General features: G+C 65.6%; 18 protein-coding genes and 1 riboswitch. Of the genes, 7 read left to right on the plus strand and 11 right to left on the minus strand.

Annotated elements, in window-relative coordinates; translation table 11 throughout:
• Positions 1 to 74: 74 nt before the first annotated feature.
• The 3 genes from M2361_RS19765 to M2361_RS19775 are packed head-to-tail and all read left to right on the plus strand — an operon-like array spanning position 75 to position 1836.
• Positions 75 to 686 (plus strand): NAD(P)-dependent oxidoreductase, encoded by a 612-nt coding sequence (locus tag M2361_RS19765; protein WP_259251349.1) that lies wholly within the window; start codon positions 75 to 77, stop codon positions 684 to 686.
• A 53-nt stretch (positions 687 to 739) separates the two neighbouring features.
• The gene (locus tag M2361_RS19770) at positions 740 to 1327 is read left to right on the plus strand and encodes a flavin reductase family protein (protein ID WP_259251350.1); all 588 of its coding nucleotides are present in this window, start codon (positions 740 to 742) and stop codon (positions 1325 to 1327) included.
• Entirely contained in the window at positions 1327 to 1836 is a 510-nt protein-coding gene (locus M2361_RS19775) for a nucleoside 2-deoxyribosyltransferase (RefSeq protein WP_259251351.1), read from the plus strand. The genes M2361_RS19770 and M2361_RS19775 overlap by 1 nt, the downstream gene beginning before the upstream one ends.
• A 24-nt stretch (positions 1837 to 1860) precedes the next feature.
• On the opposite strand, the gene M2361_RS19780 is transcribed toward M2361_RS19775, so the two are convergent.
• A complete protein-coding gene (locus tag M2361_RS19780) occupies positions 1861 to 2511 on the minus strand; it encodes a TetR/AcrR family transcriptional regulator (RefSeq protein ID WP_259251352.1) in 651 nt (216 codons plus the stop codon).
• A 150-nt stretch (positions 2512 to 2661) separates the two neighbouring features.
• On the opposite strand from M2361_RS19780, the gene M2361_RS19785 reads away from it, so the two are divergent.
• Positions 2662 to 3867: an arabinose transporter gene (locus M2361_RS19785; protein WP_259251354.1), complete on the plus strand. Its 1206-nt coding sequence runs from the start codon at positions 2662 to 2664 to the stop codon at positions 3865 to 3867.
• 48 nt (positions 3868 to 3915) lie between these two features.
• On the opposite strand, the gene ribB is transcribed toward M2361_RS19785, so the two are convergent.
• Positions 3916 to 4629 carry a 3,4-dihydroxy-2-butanone-4-phosphate synthase gene (gene ribB / locus M2361_RS19790; RefSeq protein WP_259251355.1) on the minus strand — a complete coding sequence of 238 codons (714 nt, stop codon included), beginning with the start codon at positions 4627 to 4629 and terminating at the stop codon, positions 3916 to 3918.
• Positions 4630 to 4741: 112 nt separating this feature from the next.
• Positions 4742 to 4896, minus strand: a riboswitch (FMN riboswitch).
• Between the two features lie 85 nt (positions 4897 to 4981).
• Positions 4982 to 5611, minus strand: a complete 630-nt coding sequence (locus M2361_RS19795) for an SET domain-containing protein (RefSeq protein WP_259251356.1) — start codon at positions 5609 to 5611, stop codon at positions 4982 to 4984.
• A gap of 128 nt (positions 5612 to 5739) precedes the next feature.
• Between M2361_RS19795 and M2361_RS19800 the strand changes: the two genes are divergently transcribed.
• A complete protein-coding gene (locus M2361_RS19800) occupies positions 5740 to 6660 on the plus strand; it encodes a bestrophin family protein (protein ID WP_259251357.1) in 921 nt (306 codons plus the stop codon).
• 7 nt (positions 6661 to 6667) lie between these two features.
• Here the strand turns inward: M2361_RS19800 and M2361_RS19805 are convergent, their stop codons facing one another.
• On the minus strand, positions 6668 to 7138 hold the full coding sequence (locus M2361_RS19805) for an Lrp/AsnC family transcriptional regulator (protein WP_050447422.1): 471 nt from the start codon (positions 7136 to 7138) through the stop codon (positions 6668 to 6670).
• Between the two features lie 93 nt (positions 7139 to 7231).
• Here M2361_RS19805 and ilvB point away from each other — a divergent pair, with 93 nt between their 5' ends.
• Positions 7232 to 9058 (plus strand): biosynthetic-type acetolactate synthase large subunit, encoded by a 1827-nt coding sequence (gene ilvB, locus M2361_RS19810; protein ID WP_259251533.1) that lies wholly within the window; start codon positions 7232 to 7234, stop codon positions 9056 to 9058.
• Positions 9059 to 9345: 287 nt separating this feature from the next.
• Here ilvB and M2361_RS19815 read toward each other — a convergent pair whose 3' ends face one another.
• The 5 genes from M2361_RS19815 to M2361_RS19835 all read right to left on the minus strand — a co-directional run bounded on the left by M2361_RS19815 (position 9346) and on the right by M2361_RS19835 (position 15647).
• Positions 9346 to 10125, minus strand: a complete 780-nt coding sequence (locus tag M2361_RS19815; protein WP_259251358.1) for an SDR family oxidoreductase — start codon at positions 10123 to 10125, stop codon at positions 9346 to 9348.
• 26 nt (positions 10126 to 10151) lie between these two features.
• Complete coding sequence (locus M2361_RS19820; protein WP_259251359.1) at positions 10152 to 11006, minus strand: ABC transporter permease; 855 nt, start codon at positions 11004 to 11006, stop codon at positions 10152 to 10154.
• Positions 11007 to 11019: 13 nt separating this feature from the next.
• Positions 11020 to 11790 carry an ABC transporter ATP-binding protein gene (locus M2361_RS19825; protein ID WP_259251360.1) on the minus strand — a complete coding sequence of 257 codons (771 nt, stop codon included), beginning with the start codon at positions 11788 to 11790 and terminating at the stop codon, positions 11020 to 11022.
• Positions 11790 to 12848, minus strand: coding sequence for an ABC transporter substrate-binding protein (locus M2361_RS19830; protein WP_259251361.1), 1059 nt, complete (start codon positions 12846 to 12848; stop codon positions 11790 to 11792). Before M2361_RS19830 ends, M2361_RS19825 begins: the two co-directional genes overlap by 1 nt.
• A 171-nt stretch (positions 12849 to 13019) precedes the next feature.
• Positions 13020 to 15647, minus strand: a complete 2628-nt coding sequence (locus tag M2361_RS19835; protein WP_259251362.1) for a DNA topoisomerase III — start codon at positions 15645 to 15647, stop codon at positions 13020 to 13022.
• Between the two features lie 62 nt (positions 15648 to 15709).
• Here M2361_RS19835 and M2361_RS19840 point away from each other — a divergent pair, with 62 nt between their 5' ends.
• A complete protein-coding gene (locus tag M2361_RS19840; protein WP_259251364.1) occupies positions 15710 to 18337 on the plus strand; it encodes a GDYXXLXY domain-containing protein in 2628 nt (875 codons plus the stop codon).
• Between the two features lie 11 nt (positions 18338 to 18348).
• Here the strand turns inward: M2361_RS19840 and gluQRS are convergent, their stop codons facing one another.
• Together gluQRS and M2361_RS19850 are read right to left on the minus strand one after the other, a co-directional pair.
• Positions 18349 to 19239 (minus strand): tRNA glutamyl-Q(34) synthetase GluQRS, encoded by an 891-nt coding sequence (gluQRS, locus tag M2361_RS19845; RefSeq protein ID WP_259251365.1) that lies wholly within the window; start codon positions 19237 to 19239, stop codon positions 18349 to 18351.
• A 27-nt stretch (positions 19240 to 19266) separates the two neighbouring features.
• A complete protein-coding gene (locus tag M2361_RS19850) occupies positions 19267 to 19725 on the minus strand; it encodes a DUF494 family protein (protein ID WP_050447430.1) in 459 nt (152 codons plus the stop codon).
• Positions 19726 to 19904 lie beyond the last annotated feature (179 nt).

The raw sequence follows: 19904 nt of genomic DNA on the forward strand, positions 1-19904 counted from the left end.
AATTCGGGGCGGCGCAGGGCAAAGGCGCGTGGTGCGCCGCCAGCCGCCCCGGTTCCCGCTTAAGGAGCAAGACCATGAAAATCGCATTGATCGGCATTTCAGGCCGGGTGGGTTCGCGCGTGGCGGACGAACTGCTCAAGCGCGGCCACCAGGTGACGGGCATCGCCCGCAATCCGGCCGACGTCAACACCCAGCCAGGCTTGACCGTGCAACAGGGCGACGCTACCGACCCTGAAACCCTGACGCCCCTGCTGACCGGCCACGATGCCGTGGTCAGCGCCACGCGCTTTGTATCCACCGACGCCAAGCCCTTGCTGGCCGCCGTGAAGAACGCGGGCGTGCCGCGCCTGCTGGTCGTGGGCGGCGCGGGCAGCCTGCAAGTGGCGCCCGGCACGCTGCTTATCGACACCCCTGAATTTCCGGACGCCTACAAGCCCGAGGCCCGCGCGGGCGTCGTCTTCCTGGACACGCTGCGTCAGGAAAAAGTGCTGAACTGGACCTTCCTGTCGCCATCGGCCATGTTCGAACCCGGCGAGCGTACCGGGGCATTCCGGGTCGGCGATGACACCCTCTTGGCCGACGAGGAAGGCAAAAGCTGGATCTCGATGGAAGACTATGCGATTGCGTTGGCCGACGAAATCGAATCCCCCAAACATTCCCGCCGCCGCTTCACGGTCGGGTATTGAAGCCGGCAACCTGAAGCCGGCAACCCGCCCTGCAACCCCATCTTGCAACGTCCATGTCCAACATCGAACCCGTCGAACTGCCTCGCTCTTATCTGCTTTTAAACCATGGCCCGACGGTGCTCGTCACCAGCGCCCACGGCGCGGCCCGCAATGTCATGGCCGCCGCCTGGGCGATGCCCCTGGATTTCAATCCGCCCAAGATGCTGGTGGTGGTGGACAAGAACACCTACACGCGCGAACTGATCGAGGCCTCCGGCGAGTTCGCGCTGTGCATTCCTTCACGCGCGCAGGCCGCCGCCACGCTGAAAGTGGGTTCGGAAACGGGCCGCGACGAAGACAAGTTCGCGGCTTGCGGCTTGAGCACGTTCGCGGCCAGCAAGATCGGCGCGCCGCTCGTCAGCGACTGCCTGGGTTGGCTGGAATGCAAGGTGGTGCCCGAGCCGCACAACCAACAGGCTTATGATCTGTTCATTGGCGAAGTGGTTGCCGCCTGGGCCGCGCCGGATGTGTTCTCGCAAAACCGCTGGCACTTTCCGGCGGACGAGCGGCGTTCAATCCACTACCTGGCGGGCGGTTCGTTCTTTACCACCGGCCAGCCGTTCAATGTTTCAGAACCCGTTTCAGAACCGGAGCAGCCCTGATGCGCAGCGTGTATCTCGCGGGGTTCGACGTATTCCTTCCCGATGCCGTGGCGCATGGCCAGCGCCTGAAGGCGCTATGCGCCACCTACGGGTTCGACGGCCTGTTTCCCTTGGACAATACGGCGCCCCAGGACTTGTCGGGGCCCGCGCTGGCGCAGTGGATCTATCGCGAAAACGTCGCGTTGATCCGCCGCGCCGACATGGTGATGGCCAACCTGAACACCTTTCGCGGCGCCGAGCCGGATTCGGGCACGGCTTTTGAAGTGGGCTACGCCATCGCCTGCGGCAAGCCGGTCTGGGGCTACACCAGCCAGGCCGGGTCTTTGATTGATCAGGTGGCGGTGGGGGCGGCGGCGGACGACGGCGCGTCGCGCATGGTGGATGCCGAGGGGTATACGGTGGAAGACTTCGGCCTGAACTTGAACCTTATGCTGGCGTGCAGCGCGCGCATCGTGGTGGGCAAGGCCTCGGACTGCCTGGCCCTGATGGCGGCAGAGGCCAGCCGGTGATTGCCAAGCGGTAATCCCTAGCCGCTATTTCGCCGCCTTTTTGCGCGCCGGCTTCTTGGCCGTAGGCGTACCCAGATATCCCATCACCGCGTCCACCACGGCTTGCTCAAGCTGCTCGGTGGAAAAGCCCACGGGCGGCTCCAACGCCGCCGCATGCACCAACGATTCCATGATGCGCAGCACCACATAGGTGGCCAGGTCGCGGTCCTGTTGCGCGATCTCGGCCCGATGCAGTTCCAGCAAATGCCGCATGCGGCGGTGGATGTCCTGGTCGGCCAGGCTGTGGTCGCGCGGCGTGTCGAACAGCGGAAACTCGCGTTCAAGCACCCGGTGCAAGGCGGGTTCCAGCAGATGCGCATGCAGCATGGCCTGCACGATGGCCGCCACGCGCTGCTTCAGCGTCGCGGCGGGGTTGGTGTTCAACACCTCGTCGATGACATCCAGCATGTCGTTGTCGTGGCGCTGATGCAGCGCGGCGATCAGCGCATTCTTGTTCGGAAAATACTGGTACAGCGACCCGACGCTGACCCCAGCCGTTTCGGCGATCAGGTTGGTGTTGGTGCCGGCATAGCCATGCGTGGCCAAAATGCGAGCCGTGGCTTGCAGGATCGTGTCGACGGTGTGCTGGGACCTGAGCTGGCGCGGCGATTTTCGGGGCTGAGGGATAGCAGTCATGGATGCGTGGAAAGGCGAGTATCAAACCTGAGCAATGGCTCATAAAATTCATGGCAGGCAATCTGATTGTTTACCCGCAAGCGCGGATTATGCCATCGACGAATTCTCCGCGATGGTTTCAGATTGCCACAACCCTATCAAGGATTTCTCATGTCGAATGTATCGACGGCTGGGGCCGCGCCCGCGGCCCGCGAACCCGTGCGCTCTGTTTTTGTGCAGTTGTCGCCGTTGGTTGTGGTGGTATTCATTGCATTTTTCATGGTCGGCCTGCCGATGCCGGTCTTGCCGCTCTACGTGACCGGCACGCTGATGATGAGCGCGCTGGTGGTGGGCGTGGTGGCCGGCCTGCAGTTTGCCGCCGCCCTGCTGTCGCGCGCCTACGCCGGCGCGCTGGCCGATCGCCAGGGCGCCAAGCGGGCGGTGGTGATCGGCTGCCTGCTGGGGGCGGCGGCGGGTGTGCTGTATGTGCTGGCCGACATCTTGTCGGCGCGGCCGCAAGGGGCGCTGACGGCGCTGTTGGCGGGCCGTGCGCTGATGGGATGCGCCGAAAGCCTGATCGTCACCGGTGCGTTGAGCTGGGGCGTGGGCCGCGTGGGGCCGCAGAACGCGGGCCGCGTCATGGCCTGGGTGGGCGTCGCCATCTACGCCGCCTATGCCTTGGGCGCACCCGCCGGCATGCGGCTGTATGCCTATGCAGGCTTCACGGGCCTGGCGTGGGCAACGGTCGTGATTCCGTTGGTGGCGCTGGCGCTGGTGGTGCCGCAACGCGCCGCGCCTGCGCTGGGTGGAGTGCGCACGCCCTTCTACCGGGTGCTGGGCATGGTGCTGTTGCCCGGTCTGGGGCTGGCCCTGACCAGTGTGGGGTTCGGCGTCATCACCGCGTTTGTCAGCCTGCTGTTTGTGCAACGCGGCTGGGACGGCGCGGGATGGATGTTCAGCGCGTTCGGCGTGGGGTTCATTCTTGCCCGCGTCTTCTTCGCGGGTCTGCCTGACAAGTTGGGCGGTGCGCGCGTGGCACTGGTGTGCGTGCTGATCGAGGCGGTGGGCCAGAGCTTGATCTGGCAAAGCGTCACGCCGATGTGGGCGTATGCCGGCGCATGCCTGACCGGCGCGGGCTATTCGCTGGCGTTCCCGGCGTTCGGTGTCGAAGCCGTGCGGCGCGTGCCGGCGGCAAGCCGTGGCGCGGCCATGGGGGCGTATGTGGCGTTTCTGGACGTGGCGCTGGGTATCAGCGGCCCGGTGGCGGGCGGGCTGGCCGGCGAGCAAGGAGTTGGCGCCGTGTATGCGATGGGCGGCGCGTGCGCGTTGGCCGCGGTGTTCGTGGCCCTGGCGCTGCGACGTCCGGCAGGGCAATAAGCCATCGGGGCCGCATATTGCGGCGGTCCCGACGGGATGCGGTTCACCTTAGACGGTGGCGGCCATTTCCAGGACTTCGTCGTCCACGGTTTCGGCGTTGCCGTCTTTCAGCTTTTGCAGGTGGTCGGCCAGTTCGGCAATGGTCAGCGCAACCAGGCCGTGCTGGGCCGCATAACGTTCCAGCGAGGCGCCGCGCATCATGGTGCCGTCTGCGTTCATCAGTTCGCACAGCACGCCGGCGGGGCGCAGGCCGGCCAGCACGGCCAGGTCCACCGAGCCTTCGGTGTGGCCACGGCGCGTCAGCACGCCGCCGGGTTGGGCGCGCAGCGGGAACACGTGGCCGGGGCTGACGATGTCTTCGCTTTGGGCCGACGGCGAGATGGCGGCGCGGATGGTGGTGACGCGGTCAACCGCCGACACGCCGGTGCTGACGCCTTCGCGCGCTTCGATGGACACGGTGAAGGCGGTGGCGAAGCGGCTTTGGTTACGCGTGACCATAGGCGGCAATTCCAGCCGGTCCAGGGTTTCGCCGGGCAGGCACAGGCAGACGATGCCGCTGCCGTCGCGGATCAACTGCGCCATGACGGGCACGGTGAGCTTGTCGGCGGCGACGATCAGGTCGGCTTCGTTTTCACGGTCGAAGTCGTCCATGAGGATGACCGGACGGCCCAGGCGCAGATGATGCAGCGCGCGCTGCAAGCGGGCGGCGAAGGGTTGCGAAGCCAGGCTGGGAAGGGACTGCGGGGTATTGAGGGTGGACATTGAAACGCTCTCGCAAAATAAAGTGGGCGAAAAACGTTTCAGGGCTAATCGACAGCCGAACGCAATACGACGTTCCAGGCGCATGGGCGCCTGGATGACGGGTGTTGTGCCGGCACATCTTCTCTCATCCGGACTATGACCGTCGGCTCTGGCATCTCACCAGATCTGCTGACCCCGATGTCCGTGAAGGACGCCGGGCGCTCGCGGGCTCGCCACATTGCATGGCATACCGCCGGTGGGGAATTGCACCCCGCCCTGAAGACGTACTGCATGTCGTGTTAACGACATCGGCGATTGTACGCCTGTCTGCGCGGATGGCGGAACTGGCCGGGCGGGACGTGAGCGCGGATTTTCAGGGGACGGATTTGTCGGCCCGGGCGGATTTGGTCGCCGGCTTCTTGGTCGCCGCCTTCTTGGTGGGCGGCTTCCTCTCCGGCTGCGACACCTTATCGGTCACCGGCTCCGACGCCTTCTCAGCCGCCACCTTGGTCGCTTTCTTTGCCGTCTTCTTTTTCGGCAGCGCCAGCATCGTGCCCCGGCACGGCGGCGTGCCGCACAGGCAGCGGTAGCCTTCCTTCAGCGCCTTGGTGATGCGGCCGTCCAGGACCAGGCCGTAGTCATAAGACAGTTCTGTGCCGCGCGCGATGTCCTGCAAGGCGACGATGTACACGCGCTTGCCGTGCTTGCCTTCCTGGGCCTCGCAGTTGGGCTCACAGGAGTGGTTGATCCAGCGGGCGTCATTGCCTTCGTCGCCACCGTCGATCACTCGGCCGGAGCTGAGCGCGAAGAAGAAGGTGTGGAAGGGGTCGTCGGGGTTGGTCGGGTGGCGCCGGTCGGCTTCCTTGGCGCTGATGCGCGCGCCGCCGTATTCGATGATGCGCGTGCCGGCGGGAATCTTGCGGGCGGCGAAGACGCCGGTGCCATGCAGCTTCGAGCGGCGGACAACATGCCAGGGCTTGATCGGGGTGGCTTCGGTGGTCATGTAGGCGTTGGGGAAGGCGTTGAAGGAGGCGTCGGGGCGCGCGAGACGAAACAGAATTATATCGACGCGCTTGTGACGCGAGCACAGGCGTATAGTTGGCGCCGCCTTGTCCTTACTTGATATTCATCATGATCGTCCGTCCGCGTCCCTCCGCGCTGGCTCTGTTCTTTGTGATGCGCGGTTCCATCATCCCGCGCATCTTCGGCAAGATCCTCGTCATCACGCTGTTGTCGTGCGTGGTGGTGTGGATGTACCACCGACTATGGTTCTCGCCCGCGCACCTGACGGCGGTGCCCTTCTCGCTGTTCGGCCTGGCCTTGTCGGTCTTCATGGGCTTTCGCAACAACGTCTGCTATGACCGCTGGTGGGAAGCCCGCAAGCAATGGGGCGACCTGATCGTGCAGGCGCGCAGCCTGGCCCGCGAAAGCGCGGTGCTGCTGGCCGCCAGCACGGCCAACCCGATTCAGGAACGACTGGTGCGGCGCTGCATCGGATTCGGCTACGGGCTGGCGGCGCGGCTGCGCGGGCAGGACATGGTGCAGGCCGTGCGCCCCTGGGTGCAGCAGGACGAGCTGGACACGCTTGCCGGTTGCCGCAACGTGCCGGACGCGCTGCTCATGGCCATCAACCGCGACCTGGCCGGCTGCCTGCGGCGCGGCGAACTCAGCGACATTCTTTACCAGGCGCTGACCCAGCGCGTGGCGCAGTGCGCCGCCATCCAGGCCGCCTGTGAACGCATCAAGTTCACGCCCTGTCCGTTCGCCTATTCGCTGCTGCTGCATCGCACGGCCTGGCTGTTCTGCCTGCTGCTGCCGTTCGGCCTGGTGGGCACGCTGGAATATCTGACGCCCGTGGCGGTCACCATCATCGCCTACACCTTCTTCGGGCTGGATGCCTTGGGCGACGAGCTCGAAGACCCGTTCGGCCTGGAGGAAAACGACCTGCCGCTGTCGGCCCTGGCGCGCGTGATCGAGATCGACCTGCTGGAAGGCCTGGGCGTACGCCCGTTGCCGGACGCCGCGGTGCCTGAAGACTTCATCCTGCGCTGACGCCGTCTTAGCCCACCGGCCCGGTCAACGGCAGCATGGTTTCTTTCAGGCGGCGCAGCACAAAGCACGATTTGCTGTGGCGTATGCCGGGGATGCGGTAGAGCTGCTCGCGCAGCAGGCGCTCGTAGTCGCGGGTGTCACGCACGGCGATGCGGATGTAATAGTCGTAGTCGCCCGACACCAGGAACGCTTCCAGCACCTCGGGTATGGCCGCCAGCGCGCGGCCGAACTCGTAGAGTGTTTCCTCGCTGTGGCTTTCCAGCGTGACGTGGACGATGACCGTGTCCATGAAACCCAGGCTGGCCGGATCGATGTCCACGGTATAGCCCCGTATGACCCCGGCGCCCTCCATGCGCTTGATGCGATTCCAACACGGGGTGGACGACAGCCCCACCGCCGCGCCGATCTCGTTCAGGCTGGCGCGCGCGTTGTCTTGCAAGACCTTCAAAATGGCTAGATCAAACTTGTCCAGGTTCATTTTCTTTGATTCCTCCAAATCAAAGATGAATTTACTCTGGATGGCCCTGATTCGTAGAAAAGAAGATAAAAATTCTTCGGCGCTCCGAATAAGATAGATAGCATGAACGATCGCCTGCACCCCACCGCCGCCGCCGCGCTTGCCGCCACTGAAACCCCCCCTGCGAACGGGGCCAAGATTCTGCTGGACACCTTGATTGCGAACGGGGTCGACACGGTCTTTGGCTACCCGGGCGGCGCGGTCCTGCCGCTGTACGACGCCCTTTATGCCGAGCCGCGCTTGCGCCACGTGCTGGTGCGCCACGAACAGGCCGCCGTGCATGCCGCCGAAGGCTATGCCCGCACCACGGGCCGCACGGGCGTGGTGTTCGTGACGTCGGGCCCCGGCATGGCCAACACCACATCGGGCCTGCTGGACGCCATGTGCGATTCGATTCCGGTGCTGTGCATCAGCGGCCAGGTGGCCACGGCCGCCATCGGCACCGATGCGTTCCAGGAGTGCGACGCCATCGGCATTTCGCGTTCCGTCACCAAGTGGAATACCCAGATCCGCGCCGTGGACGACGTAGCCAATGTGGTGGCGCGTGCGTTTGAATTGACCCGCCAGGGCCGCCCCGGCCCGGTGCTGGTGGACTTTCCGAAGGACGTGCAACTGGCCGTGCCGCGCGACGCGGACGATGATGTGCCGGGTTTGCCGTCGCAGCAAAAGCTGGCCGCGCTGCGGGCGCGCCGGCAGTCCGGCAAGCTGGCGGCCAAGCTGCCGCAGTCGGCCGTGCGGCGTGCCGCCGCGCTGATCGCCCAGGCCAAGCGGCCCATCTTTTACGGCGGGGGCGGCCTGATCAATGCTGGCCCGGAAGCCTGCCAGGCCTTCACCGACCTGGTCCGACACACCGGCGCACCCTGCACCTTGACGCTGATGGGGCTGGGCGCCTTCCCCGCGTCCGACCCGCAGTTTGTCGGCATGCTGGGCATGCACGGCACGGTCGAGGCCAACCTGGCCATGCACAACTCAGATCTGGTGGTGTGCATCGGCGCCCGTTTCGATGACCGCATCACCGGCAAGCTGTCCGAGTTCTGCCCGCATGCGCGCAAGATCCATATCGACATCGACCCCGCTTCCATCAACAAGGTGGTGCGCGTGGACGTGGCGCTGGTGGGCGACTGCCTGCCGCTGGTGCGCGCGCTGCGCGCCGAAATGGGCGATGCGCCGTTGGACGCCGCGCGGCTGGCGCCCTGGTTCAAGCGCATCGAGGCGTGGCGCGCGCAGGACTGCCTGGGCTTCACGCCCGCCGCCGATGCGATCCTGCCGCAGCACCTGATGGCAAGCCTGAACGCCGCGCTGGCCGACCGCGATGCGATCGTCTCCACCGACGTGGGCCAGCATCAGATGTGGGCCGCGCAATACCTGCGTTTCGACAAGCCGAACCGTTGGCTGACGTCCGGCGGCGCGGGCACGATGGGCTACGGCGTGCCGGCCGCGATTGGCGCGCAGGTGGCGCATCCGGACAAGACGGTGGTTTGCGTCAGCGGCGATGCATCGGTGTTGATGAACATCCAGGAACTGTCCACCGCCATGCAGCACGAGACGCCCGTGAAGGTCGTGTTGTGCAACAACGGCTACATGGGCATGGTGCGCCAATGGCAAGAGCTGATCCATGGCGGGCGCTATAGCCACAGCTATAACGCGTCATTGCCGGATTTCGTGGCGCTGGCGCGGGCGTTCGGCTGGGGCGCGGCGCGCGTGGACGATCCGGCAAAGCTGGACGCGGCGCTGGCCGAATGTTTGGCGCACGACGGTCCTTACTTTTTGGACGTGGCGGTGACGGCGCAGGAAAACTGCTTTCCGATGATGCCTGCCGGGCACGGGCATCAGAAGATGATGCTGGCGGAAGGGGTTTGGTATCAGGACGAGACGACCTGAGTTTTTGCGGGGGGTGATGGGTTGCGCGCGATGGGCGTGGCCGTGCGCGGGGCGATATTTTCCGCGCTTCACCCATCCTACAGTGGTGGCGCACGGCATTCGCCGTGTGTGATGAATGACCCCCGCTACTTCGTAGGATGGGTGAAGCGCGCACTGGTCTACCTGTTCCAAGATGCCCGCGTTCGCGCGCAACCCATCACCGGCGTTCGCGCGCAACCCATCAACCGGGTTCGCGCGCAACCCATCATCGCCACAAAAACGCCCATCACCTCAAACGTCGATTCACCTCAAAACTGAATCGACAACCCCCCATCCACCACCAACACGTGCCCGTTCACATACGACGCCGCCGGTGATGCCAAAAACACCGCCGCTCCGGCGATTTCCTCGGGCTCACCCCAACGCCCCGTCGGGTTGCGCGCCGCGATGCGCGGACCGAAATTCGGGTCCGCCACCATGGCCGCGTTCGTCTCGGTGGCGAACGTGCCCGGCGCGATCGCGTTGCTGGTGATGTGGTGGCCGCCGAACTCCGCCGCCAATGCCCGCACCATGCCCGTCAGGCCCTGCTTGGCGGCGGGATAGACGGCGTCGCCCGCGCGCGCCAACTCGCCCACCACCGACGTGATGGCGATCAACCGGCCGCCGCCCTGGCGCATCATGCGCTCGGCGGCGAACTTGGCCAACAGCATGCCGGCCACCAGATCCGTATCGATCAACTCGCGAATCTCGGCGGGGCTGGTGTCGCGCAGCGTCTTGCGGTTGCGCGCGCCCACGTTGTTCACCAACACGTCCAGCCGGCCATGTTCGTCGTCAATGCGCTGGAACGCGCGTTCCATGTCGGCATCGTCGCTGACATCGAACGGCAAGGCGTGCGCGTCCAAACCCGCGTCGGTCAGCTCGGCCACGGCCGCGTCCACGGACCCGCTGTTGCGGCCGTTGATCAAGACGCGCGCGCCGCAACCGGCCAAGGCCCGCGCAATGCAAAAGCCCAGCCCGCGCGCGGACCCGGTCACCAGCGCGACCTGCCCGGTCAAGTCGAAGTTGCGCAGGTACGGAAGTGTGCTCATCGATGATGCCCCGCCTTGTTCCATAGTCATTCCCTGAACTCCGGCGCCCAATGCAAAAGCCGCCGTTCCAGCCAGGTCACACAATAAACCAACACAATGCCCACGATGGACAGCAGCGTCACGGCCGCGAACATGTCGGTGGCGTTCAGCGTGGCCAGCGCGGTGATCATCAAATACCCCATGCCCGTGGTGGACCCGACGAACTCGGCCAGCACCACGCCGATCAGCGCGAAGCTGATGGCGTTGGGCAAAGCGGCGAACGTCCATGCCGCCGCGGTCGGAATACGCACGCGCCACAGGATCTGGCGCGGCGAGCCGCCTAGCGTGCGGCAGAAGTCGACCAATTCACGTTCCACGCTGCGCCCGCCCTTGTAGGTGTTGAAGAACACCAGGAAGAACACCACGAACCACGAGGTAACCACCTTGGACGCCAGCCCCAGGCCGAAGAACATGGTGATGAGCGGCACGAAGGCGATGCGCGGCATGGAATTGAACGCCACGATGAAGGGGTTGAACACGTCGGCCAGAAAGCGGCTGCGGCTAAGCGTCATGCCGACGATGAAGCCGCTGCCCACGCCCACCACCAGCCCCACCATCGTGGCCTGCAAGGTCAGCCACAGATGCGGCCAGACCGAGCGCGGGCCGGGTTGCAGCCATTCCCAAAGCCGCACTGCCACGCGCGACGGCTGGCTGATGAAGAAGGGGTCGAATAGCGTGTTCTGCGTGAACCATGGAATGCGCGTCAGCGTTTCCCACGAACCCAGGATGACGGCAAGAATCAGCACTTGCCACAAGGTGATGCGGACGCGGCGCTTGACGGAGGTGCGGCGGTCCAGCCGTAGCTGGTCTTGCAGGGAATCGGAAGTGTCAGTCGAAATCATGGTGCGAATCGGGTCAGGCGGCGGCGCGGAACTGCTGGCCCAGCACGCTCCAGAGGCTTTGCACGTGAGAGACGAACTGCGGTGTTTCGCGCAAGGTGAAGACGTCGCGCGGATGCGGAATGCGGATGCGCTCGTCCAGCAGCACGCGGCTGGGCGGGCCGGACAGCACCACCACGCGGTCCGACAGCAGGATGGCTTCGTCCAGGTCGTGCGTGACCATCACGATGGTCTGGCCCAGCTTGCGCCAGATCTCCATCAGTTCGCGATGCAGGTGCGTCTTGGTGTGCGTGTCCAGCGCGCCGAAGGGCTCGTCCAGCAACAGGATGCGCGGTTCGACGGCCAGGCTCATCAAGAGCGCCACGCGCCGCCGCATGCCGCCCGATAGCTGATGCGGAAAGGCGTCGGCGAAGGCGCTCAGGTGGCCCAGTTCAAGCAGTTCGGCCACGCGGCGTTCGATCTTGTCGGCGGCCACGCCCTGGAACTTCAGCCCCAGCGCCACGTTCTTTTTGACGCTGAACCACGGCAACAGCGTGTCTTTCTGAAAGATGTAGCCCAAGGCGGGCGGCACCTGCCCGTCCACGACCCGGCCGTCTACTTGGATCGTGCCCGTGGTGGGGCGCAGAAAGCCCGCGATCATGTTCAAGAGCGTGCTCTTGCCGCAGCCCGAGGGGCCCACGATGGACACGAATTCGCCTGCCTCGATCGTCAGGCTGACCTCGCCCACCGCATGCGTCGTACCCTGGCGGGATTGGTACGCCTTGCCGACCTTGTCCAGCGTAATCATCAAAGGCCCCGCGCTTTGCGCACGAAGCTCATATTCACGCACTTGGTGTAAGGCACGGTCTTGATCTCGTCGTTCGAGAACTGGCGGCCGTCGCCCATGATGGCCGTCATGCGGTTGTAGGCGTCTTCGGTGATGATGTTGTCTTTCAGAAACACCGTGTCTTTGTAGACGCCCAGCGTCTTCTCGATGGCGGCGCGCGGAAAGGCGCTGAGATAGTCGTCGTAGATCGCGTCGGTGACGCCCGCGGCGCTGTTGGCGGTGATGAAGTCTTGCGCCTTGACCATGGCGGTGACGAAGGCCTGCACCACTTCCGGCCGCTTCTGGATGGTGTCTTCCAAGGTCAGCGCGGCAATGCCCGGCACGTCGCCGCCCATGAATTCGTTCCATGAACTTTCGGTGGTGGCGTCGAATATCGGCACGCCCCAGCCTTCCTGGCGGGCCTGTTCCATCATGGACATGGTGGCCATGCTGGCGGACACCGAACCGGTCTTCAGCGCGCCCAGCATCGTGGCCAGATCGCCCAGCGGACGGATGTCGACCTTGTCGGCCACGCCGGCCTTCTGCATCAGGTACAGCGCCATCAGCCAGGTGCTGGACTGCGGCTGCGTGGCGCCCACGCGCTTGCCGGCCAGGTCCTTCAGCGACTTGATCTTGCCGCTGTCGAAGTCTTCGCGGCGCACGATGATGTTGGCGTAGGTCAGCTTGCGGTCAAAGCCGAACACCAGCGTGGCGGCCTTGCCGGCGATGGTCAGCGCGGGGGCGGCGGTGGCCGCCGTGGCGCCGAACACGATCTGGCCCGCCGCCAGCAACTGGTTAGTGCGCGGGCCGCTTTGCGAATTCAGGTATTCAACGTCCAGGCCGCCTTCGCCAAAGTAGCCCTTTTTCAAGGCCACGTAGCCCGCCGCGAAGAAGGGGTCGATGCTGCCTTGCCCGTAGGCCACGCGGCCCAGCTTGGGCTGGGCGAAGGCGATGCGCCCATCAAGCAGGCTGACGCCGGCCAAGGCCCCGGCGGCGGTCAGCATGCGGCGGCGGGTGGTGAAGCGGGGGCTGTGGGTCATGTCGTCCTCGGATTGAGTTTGGGTGTTGCTGTTTTGGGGTAGACGATAACGCAGGGGTGTGGGGGCAACAATGGAAAACGCCCGGCGGGGCCGGGCGTTCTGGGGGTGGTGATGGGTTACGCGCGTTCTGCGGTTGGGTTCTTCTTTCCGGATTTTCGCGCTTCACCCATCCTACGTGGCTTTTTTAGGGGCGGCTTTTTTGGCGGCGGTTTTTTTTACGGCGGCTTTTTTGACTGCCGTTTTCTTTACCGCGGCTTTCTTGGCCGGGGCCTTTTTCGCGGCCGTTTTGGTTGCCGTTTTTGCCGCCGTTTTGGTCGCGGTCTTGGACGGGGCACGGCCGGGCTTTTCAGGACGCGGCTCGAACTCGAAGCCGATCTTGCCGTCGGGCTGACGCACCAGGAAGGCCTTGAACTTGCGGTTGGTGCGGCTGGACACGAAGCCTTCCAGCAGGTCGGTGCGGCCGTTACCCAGCAGCTTGCCCATCTGTTCGGCTGAGATCTCTTGCTGCAGGATGACCTTGCCCGAACGGAAGTCGCAGGTCTTTTCGGGGCCGACGGACTTTTCGCACACGTAGCTCATGCCGTGCTCGAACACGCGCGACTGGCACTTGGGGCAGGCCCCCACCGGCGTGTGGCCGGAGAAGTCCACCGCTTCGGCATCGTCTTCGTCGTTCTGGCCGAAGTCGAATTCCAGCTTGTATTCATCGCTGATGCGCAGGATGGCGGCAAACGGCCGGCCCATCTTGCTGATGAAGCCTTGCAGCGGACCGATCTCGCGCTTGGCCAGCAGCTCTTCCACTTCCGGCAGCTCAAACGTGCGGCCGCCCGGGTGCTTGCCGATTGAAAAGTCGCAGGCGGTGCAGGCGAAGCGGCGGTAGTTTTCCTTGACCACCGCGCCGCACTTGGGGCACGGCGTTTGCAGCGTGGCGTAGTCGCCCGGCACCGTGTCGCGCTCGTATTCCTTGGCGCGCTTGACGATCACTTGCGTCATCTGCGCGATTTCGCGCATGAAGGCTTCGCGGCCCAGGCCGCCCTGCTCGATCTGCTTGAGCTTGTGTTCCCACTCGCCCGTCAGTTCGGGCGAGGTCAGTTCGGTGACGTCCAGGCCCGACAGCAGCGTCATCAGCTGGCGCGCCTTGGCGGTGGGCACCAGGTCGCGGCCCTCGCGGCGCAGGTAAACCTCGTTGAGCAGGCCTTCGATGATGGCGGCGCGCGTGGCCGGCGTGCCCAGGCCGCGCTCGGACATGGCTTCGCGCAGTTCTTCGTCGTCCACCAGCTTGCCCGCGCCTTCCATGGCGGACAGCAAGGTGCCTTCGTTGAAGCGGGCGGGCGGCTTGGTCGACAGGCCGACGGCTTCGACGTCTTCCGTGCGCACCGTTTCGCCGTCGGCAACCGGCACCAGGTTGGCGTCTTCGCCCTGGGCTTCCTTGCCGTACACGGCCAGCCAGCCCGGGGTGACCAGCACCTTGCCGTCGGTGCGGAAGCGGTGCCCCTGCACTTCGGTCAGGCGGGTGGTAACGCGGTATTCGGCGGCCGGGAAGAACACGGCCAGGAAGCGCTTGAGCACCAGGTCGTACAGCTTGGCCTCGGCTTCGCTCAGGTCATGCGGGATTTGCAGCGTGGGGATGATGGCAAAGTGATCCGACACCTTCTTGTTGTCGAAGATGCGGCGGTTGGGCTTCACCCACTGCTGGCTGACGACGGTGTCCGCGTGGCGCGACAGGCCGCCCACGGCATTCGAGCCGCCCTTGGCCAGCGCGCGCATCGTTTCCTGCACCGTGGTGATGTAGTCCTCGGGCAGGTAGCGCGAATCGGTACGCGGATAGGTCAGCGCCTTGTGGCGTTCGTACAGGGTCTGGGCCAGCGACAGCGTGGTCTTGGCCGAAAAGCCGAACCGGCCGTTGGCCTCGCGCTGCAACGACGTCAGGTCGTACAGGGCCGGCGACATCTGGGTCGACGGCTTGGATTCCTCGGTGACGTTGCCCGGCTGGTCGCGGCAGGCGGCCACCACGCTTTGCGCGGCGGCGGCCGACCACAGGCGCGATTCGCGCTTTTCCGGGTCACGGTCGTCTTTCTTGAACTGGGGGTCGATCCAGCGGCCTTCGTACAGGCCGGCGGCGGCGATGAAGGTGGCGCGCACTTCCCAGTAGTCGCGGGGCACGAAGCGGCGGATGCGCTCTTCGCGCTCGGCCACGATGGCCAGCGTGGGCGTCTGCACGCGGCCGACCGGCGTCTTGAAGAAGCCGCCGTCCTTGCTGTTGAAGGCGGTCATGGCGCGCGTGCCGTTGATGCCGACCAGCCAGTCGGCTTCGGCGCGCGAGCGGGCGGCCGCTTCCAGCGGCTTCAACTGGGAGTCGTCGCGCAGGTTGGCGAAGGCTTCGCGGATGGCGGCCTGCGTCATCGATTGCAGCCACAGGCGCTGAATCGGCTTTTTCACGCCCGCATACTGAATGATGTAGCGGAAGATCAGTTCGCCTTCGCGACCCGCGTCACAGGCGTTGATGATCGAATCCACGTCCTTGCGCTTGGCCAGGCGGACCAGCAGCTTCAGGCGTTCTGCCGACTTCTTGTCGGTGGGGCCCAGTTCGAATTCCGGCGGAATCACGGGCAGGTGCGTGAAGCTCCACTTTCCCTTGACCGGATCATTGGGCGCGACCAAGCTCAGCAGGTGGCCGATGCTGGACGCGAGTACGTAACGTTCGCTTTCAAAATAGTCGCCCTCGCGCGCAAAGCCTCCCAAGGCGCGTGATATATCAAGGGCCACCGAGGGCTTCTCGGCAATAATCAGCGTTTTATTCATGTGTATCCAGTGGCGGTAGTCCCGCCTTAGTAGCGCGGATAATAAGATCGGAGATTCGCCAGATGCAAGTCGGCACTGAAAGGCAAGCGGGATCCGAACTGCACGCTTGGCGTCAATTCTTGGCGCGAAGCACCTTGTGGCTAGGCGTTTTGCTGCTGGGCAGCGCTGCGATTTGCTGGGTCGCCGCCAACTGGCAGGACATGACAAAAGTGCAACGCTTTGCCGGCACGCAAGGCTTGCTGGCCATTTCCGCGCTGGCTGCTGCCTGGGCCGGATTGCGCCTACGCGGCAAGCCTGGCGTGCGGCGCAGCGTCCCCGGCGCGCTTCTGGCTTTGGCCGGCATCTTGCTGGGCGCCTTGCTCGCGTTATTGGGTCAAACTTACCAGACTGGCGCCGATACCTGGGAATTGTTCGCCTGGTGGGCGGTTCTGCTGCTGCCCTGGGCGCTGGCCTCGGCCAGCCAGGCCGTGTGGCTATTGTGGGCCCTGGTGCTGAATATGGCGGTTGCCCTGTGGCTGGGCGAGCGCGTCTTCACCTGGTTCGCCATCCTTGACGGCACGGGGCTGCCCAACCTGATCATGGCGGCGCTGAACCTGACCTTGCTGCTGGGCTGGGAGCTGGCCGCACGCCGCTGGCGCGCCAGCACGATGATCGGCCCGCGCGTGCTGGCGGCCATCGCCATCAGTGCCTTGGTGCTATCGCTGATGTTCGGCGACTTCCTCGTGCGCGGCGTGGGGTCGCTGAACGGCATCGCCTGGCTGGCGGCAACCCTGGGGCTGGGCTTTTACTATCAGCGCGGCCGGCTGGACCTGGTCATTCTGGCCATGCTGGCCGCCGGCGTCATCTGCGTATCGCTGCGGGTGGTGGGCGAATGGCTGCTGCGGCTGGAGCCCGGCGTGTGGGCCGCCCTGCCCCTGGCCGCCTTGCTGATGGCCGAAGCGGTGCTGGCGGCGCGCTGGCTGCGCGGGTTGGCGGCTGGCCCCAAGGCCGCCGTGGCCGCCGCGGATGCGGAACCGGCCGCGGCCTCGGCGGGCAATGCCGTCGAGCCGGGCGATTCCGGCGCCGCCGTGGCGCAACTGGCGCCCGTTGCCACGCCGCATGCCGAACCCCCCTGGTATGTGCAATGCCTGCTGGGCCTGAGCGCCTGGCTGGCGACCTTGCTGCTGTTGGTGTTCGTGGCGTTCTCCGGAATTGTGACGTCGGACGAAGGCGCGCTGGTGGCCGGGCTGGTGTTGTGCGGCGCGGGCGTGGCGGTGCTGCGCAGCGACGCCGGGCCGTTCTGGCGGCAATGCGGCACGGCGATGGCGTTCACGGGCCAGATCCTCATCATCTACGGCCTGTCCAGCTCGACCTCGTTCACCAGCGCCTGCTTCTTTGTGCTGCTGCTGGCGGCGGTGATCTACGCGCTGGGGCCTGACGTCATCCTGCGTTTTCTGTCGGGCCTGATGATCGCGGCGGCAGGCGCCGCCTTGATCTGGCGCGGCTTGTCGCCGGAGTTGATGCGGGACGACCTGCTGGACGCCTGGCTTTATTTCGACGCGGGACGCGCCGGCTTTGTCTGGCTGCCGATCGCCGTCATCGGCGCCTGGGCTACCGCCGTCATCCTCACCTGGAGCCACCACGTGGGCGGCAAGCGCGGTCATGCGCTGGAGCCGCTGGCGTGGGCCTTCCTGCTGTCCGTGCAAGGCATGGTGTGGCTGGCGGGCGGCATTTCGGCCCTGCATCTGCCCGCCATGTGGCAACTGAACCCCCAGGGCGCCTTGCTGCTCGTGGCGGGCGCGCTGCTGCCGGCGGCGGCGGCAATGGCGGTGCTATGGCCACGCCGCCATGTGCTGACGGCTGGCGTGACCTGGGGCGTGCCGATCGCCCTGCTGGTCCTGGCGCTGTTCTGGCTGCCCAGCCCGGGCGTGGGCTTTGCGCTGGCCTGGCTGTTGCTGGGTTTTGGGCTGAACCAATTGCGCCTGGTCATTTTCGGGGTCTTGAGCCTGCTGGCCTATCTGGGCGTCTATTACTACCAGTTGGACGTGCCCTTGCTGCAAAAAGCCTTGTGGCTGGGCGGCGGGGCGCTGCTGCTGTTCGTGCTGCGCGGCCTGGTGTGGCTGGTGCCCAGGCTGATGCGCACGCAAGCCCCCCAACGGCGCGTGCCGCTGCCGCCGGTGTCGGCGCTGTTGCGCTGGCGCACGCTGGCCATTCTGGGCGGCCTGGCGCTGGTGCTGGTGGTGGCCAACGGCGGCATCTGGCAGCGCGAGAAGCTGCTGGCCACGGGCAAGGTGGTGATTCTGGAATTGGCCCCGGTCGACCCCCGGTCGTTGATGCAAGGCGACTACATGGCGCTGAACTTCGCGGCCAGCCGGGATATCACGCGCTTGCGGCTAAGCGCTGATCGCACGGCGGACGATGACGCCGTCCTGGGTTTCGAGCCCGACGGCTATGTGATGCTGCAAGCCGATGCGCGCGGGGTCGCCACGCCCTTGCGCATCCAGCCCGACGCGCAGCCACATGCGGCCGATGAGGTGCCGTTGCGCTATCGCCTGCGCGACCGGGGCGTGCGCATTGTGACCAATGCGTACTTCTTCCCGGAAGGCCAGGCCAAGCGCTACGAGGTCGCGCGTTATGGCGAACTGCGCGTGGCCGAGAACGGCGAAGCCTTGCTGGTGCGGATGCTGGGTGAGGACTTGCAGCCGCTGTAGCGAATCAGCGGCTAAGGCATCGGAAAGCGCCGCGCCCACTGCGCGGTGGCCGTCCGCAGAAAGTCGGCACGGTCTGAGGCGGCGATGGGGGCGAACCCCAAGGCACGCCAGGCGTCTGCCAGCGCGGCTAACGCGTCTTGCGGCGTGTCGACATCGATGGCGGCGGCGCCATTCTGCTTGGACAGCTTCAGCCCGCTGGCGGCGTCCAGGATCAGCGGCACGTGCAGATAGCGCAGCGGCGGCAAGCCAAGCAGGCGGCCCAGCACGCGCTGGCGCGCCGTGGAACTGAGCAAGTCCGCGCCCCGCACCACATCCGTCACGCCCTGCTCGGCGTCGTCCACCACCACCGCCAGTTGATACGCCCACAAGCCGTCCGCGCGCCGCAAGGCGAAGTCACCGACGGCGGTTGCCACGTCCTGCTCCTGCGGACCCAGCCAGCGGTCTTCAAAGCGTTCGATGCCGTCGGGCACGCGCAAGCGCCAAGCGCGCGCTTGCCGGCCGGGCGGCAAGCCGTGACGGCAGGTGCCTGGGTAGGGACGCTCTCCGTCGGCGCCTGGCGCGGTCTGGCCGCGCAGTGCGGAATCGGCGATTTCGCGCCGCGTGCAGCCGCAGCCGTAGATCAGGCCACGTGCGGCCAGGGCGTCAAAAGCGGATTGGTAAGCGGCGTTGCGTTGCGACTGCCACATGACGTCGCCGTCCCAATGCAGGCCCAGCGCATTCAACTGCGCCATGATGGTGTCGGCGGCGCCCGCGACGGTGCGGGGCGTATCCACGTCTTCCATGCGCAGCAGCCAGCGCCCGCCGTGGGCGCACGCGTCCAGCCAACTGGCCAGCGCGGCCACAAGCGAACCCGCGTGCAGCGGGCCGCTAGGGCTGGGGGCGAATCGGCCTACGTAGGTCACAGCAAAAGCAAGGGCCTGCGCGTCGGGTCAGTGCAACAGCCGCACGCCTTCTTCGTCCAGCAGCTCTTCCAGGACCAGGTTGTCGATCTCGGCTTCCTGGCTCCAGAGAACCATGAGGGCGATGATCTTGATCTTGGATAGCGGCACGGGCGTTTCGGGCGAAGCCAAGCCTCGGTCGATGACGATCTCACGCAGGGGCGCCGGCAGCACGCCGGCCGATTCCAGGAAGGCGATGAAGCCGATGGATTCGGTGCCGAGCTGGCTGTATTCGTTGTCGGTGTAGATCCGGGTTCCGGTGTTGGGCGCCTGAGCGAGGTCGACACATCGTTCGGTAGTCTCGGCAAGGCCATACAGCCAACCGAGAGCGTCGTCGATGTCTTCGTGCTCGAAACCGGCAGCGGCAAGCCGCTTAGCGAGCACATCGGCCGCAGGACAGGCTTGCGGCGTGTAGTAATTCTCGAACAGATAAACCAGGATATCGAACATATGGCGCAGTTTGTGCCTGTTTGCACAGTCGGCCCGCATATCGGCAGACCAGCAAACATGAATTTTACTTTACGCTGATTTATTTAGCCGGGCAACCGGCGAAAAGGCGGAATGTTGTATGACGTCACCCTGTCGTTTGACGGCCCCCATTCTGCCCTTATTTGCTGACAAAATGCGTG

The sequence above is a fragment of the Achromobacter sp. JUb104 genome, assembly GCF_024806975.1.
Taxonomy (GTDB): Bacteria; Pseudomonadota; Gammaproteobacteria; order Burkholderiales; family Burkholderiaceae_B; genus Achromobacter; species Achromobacter spanius.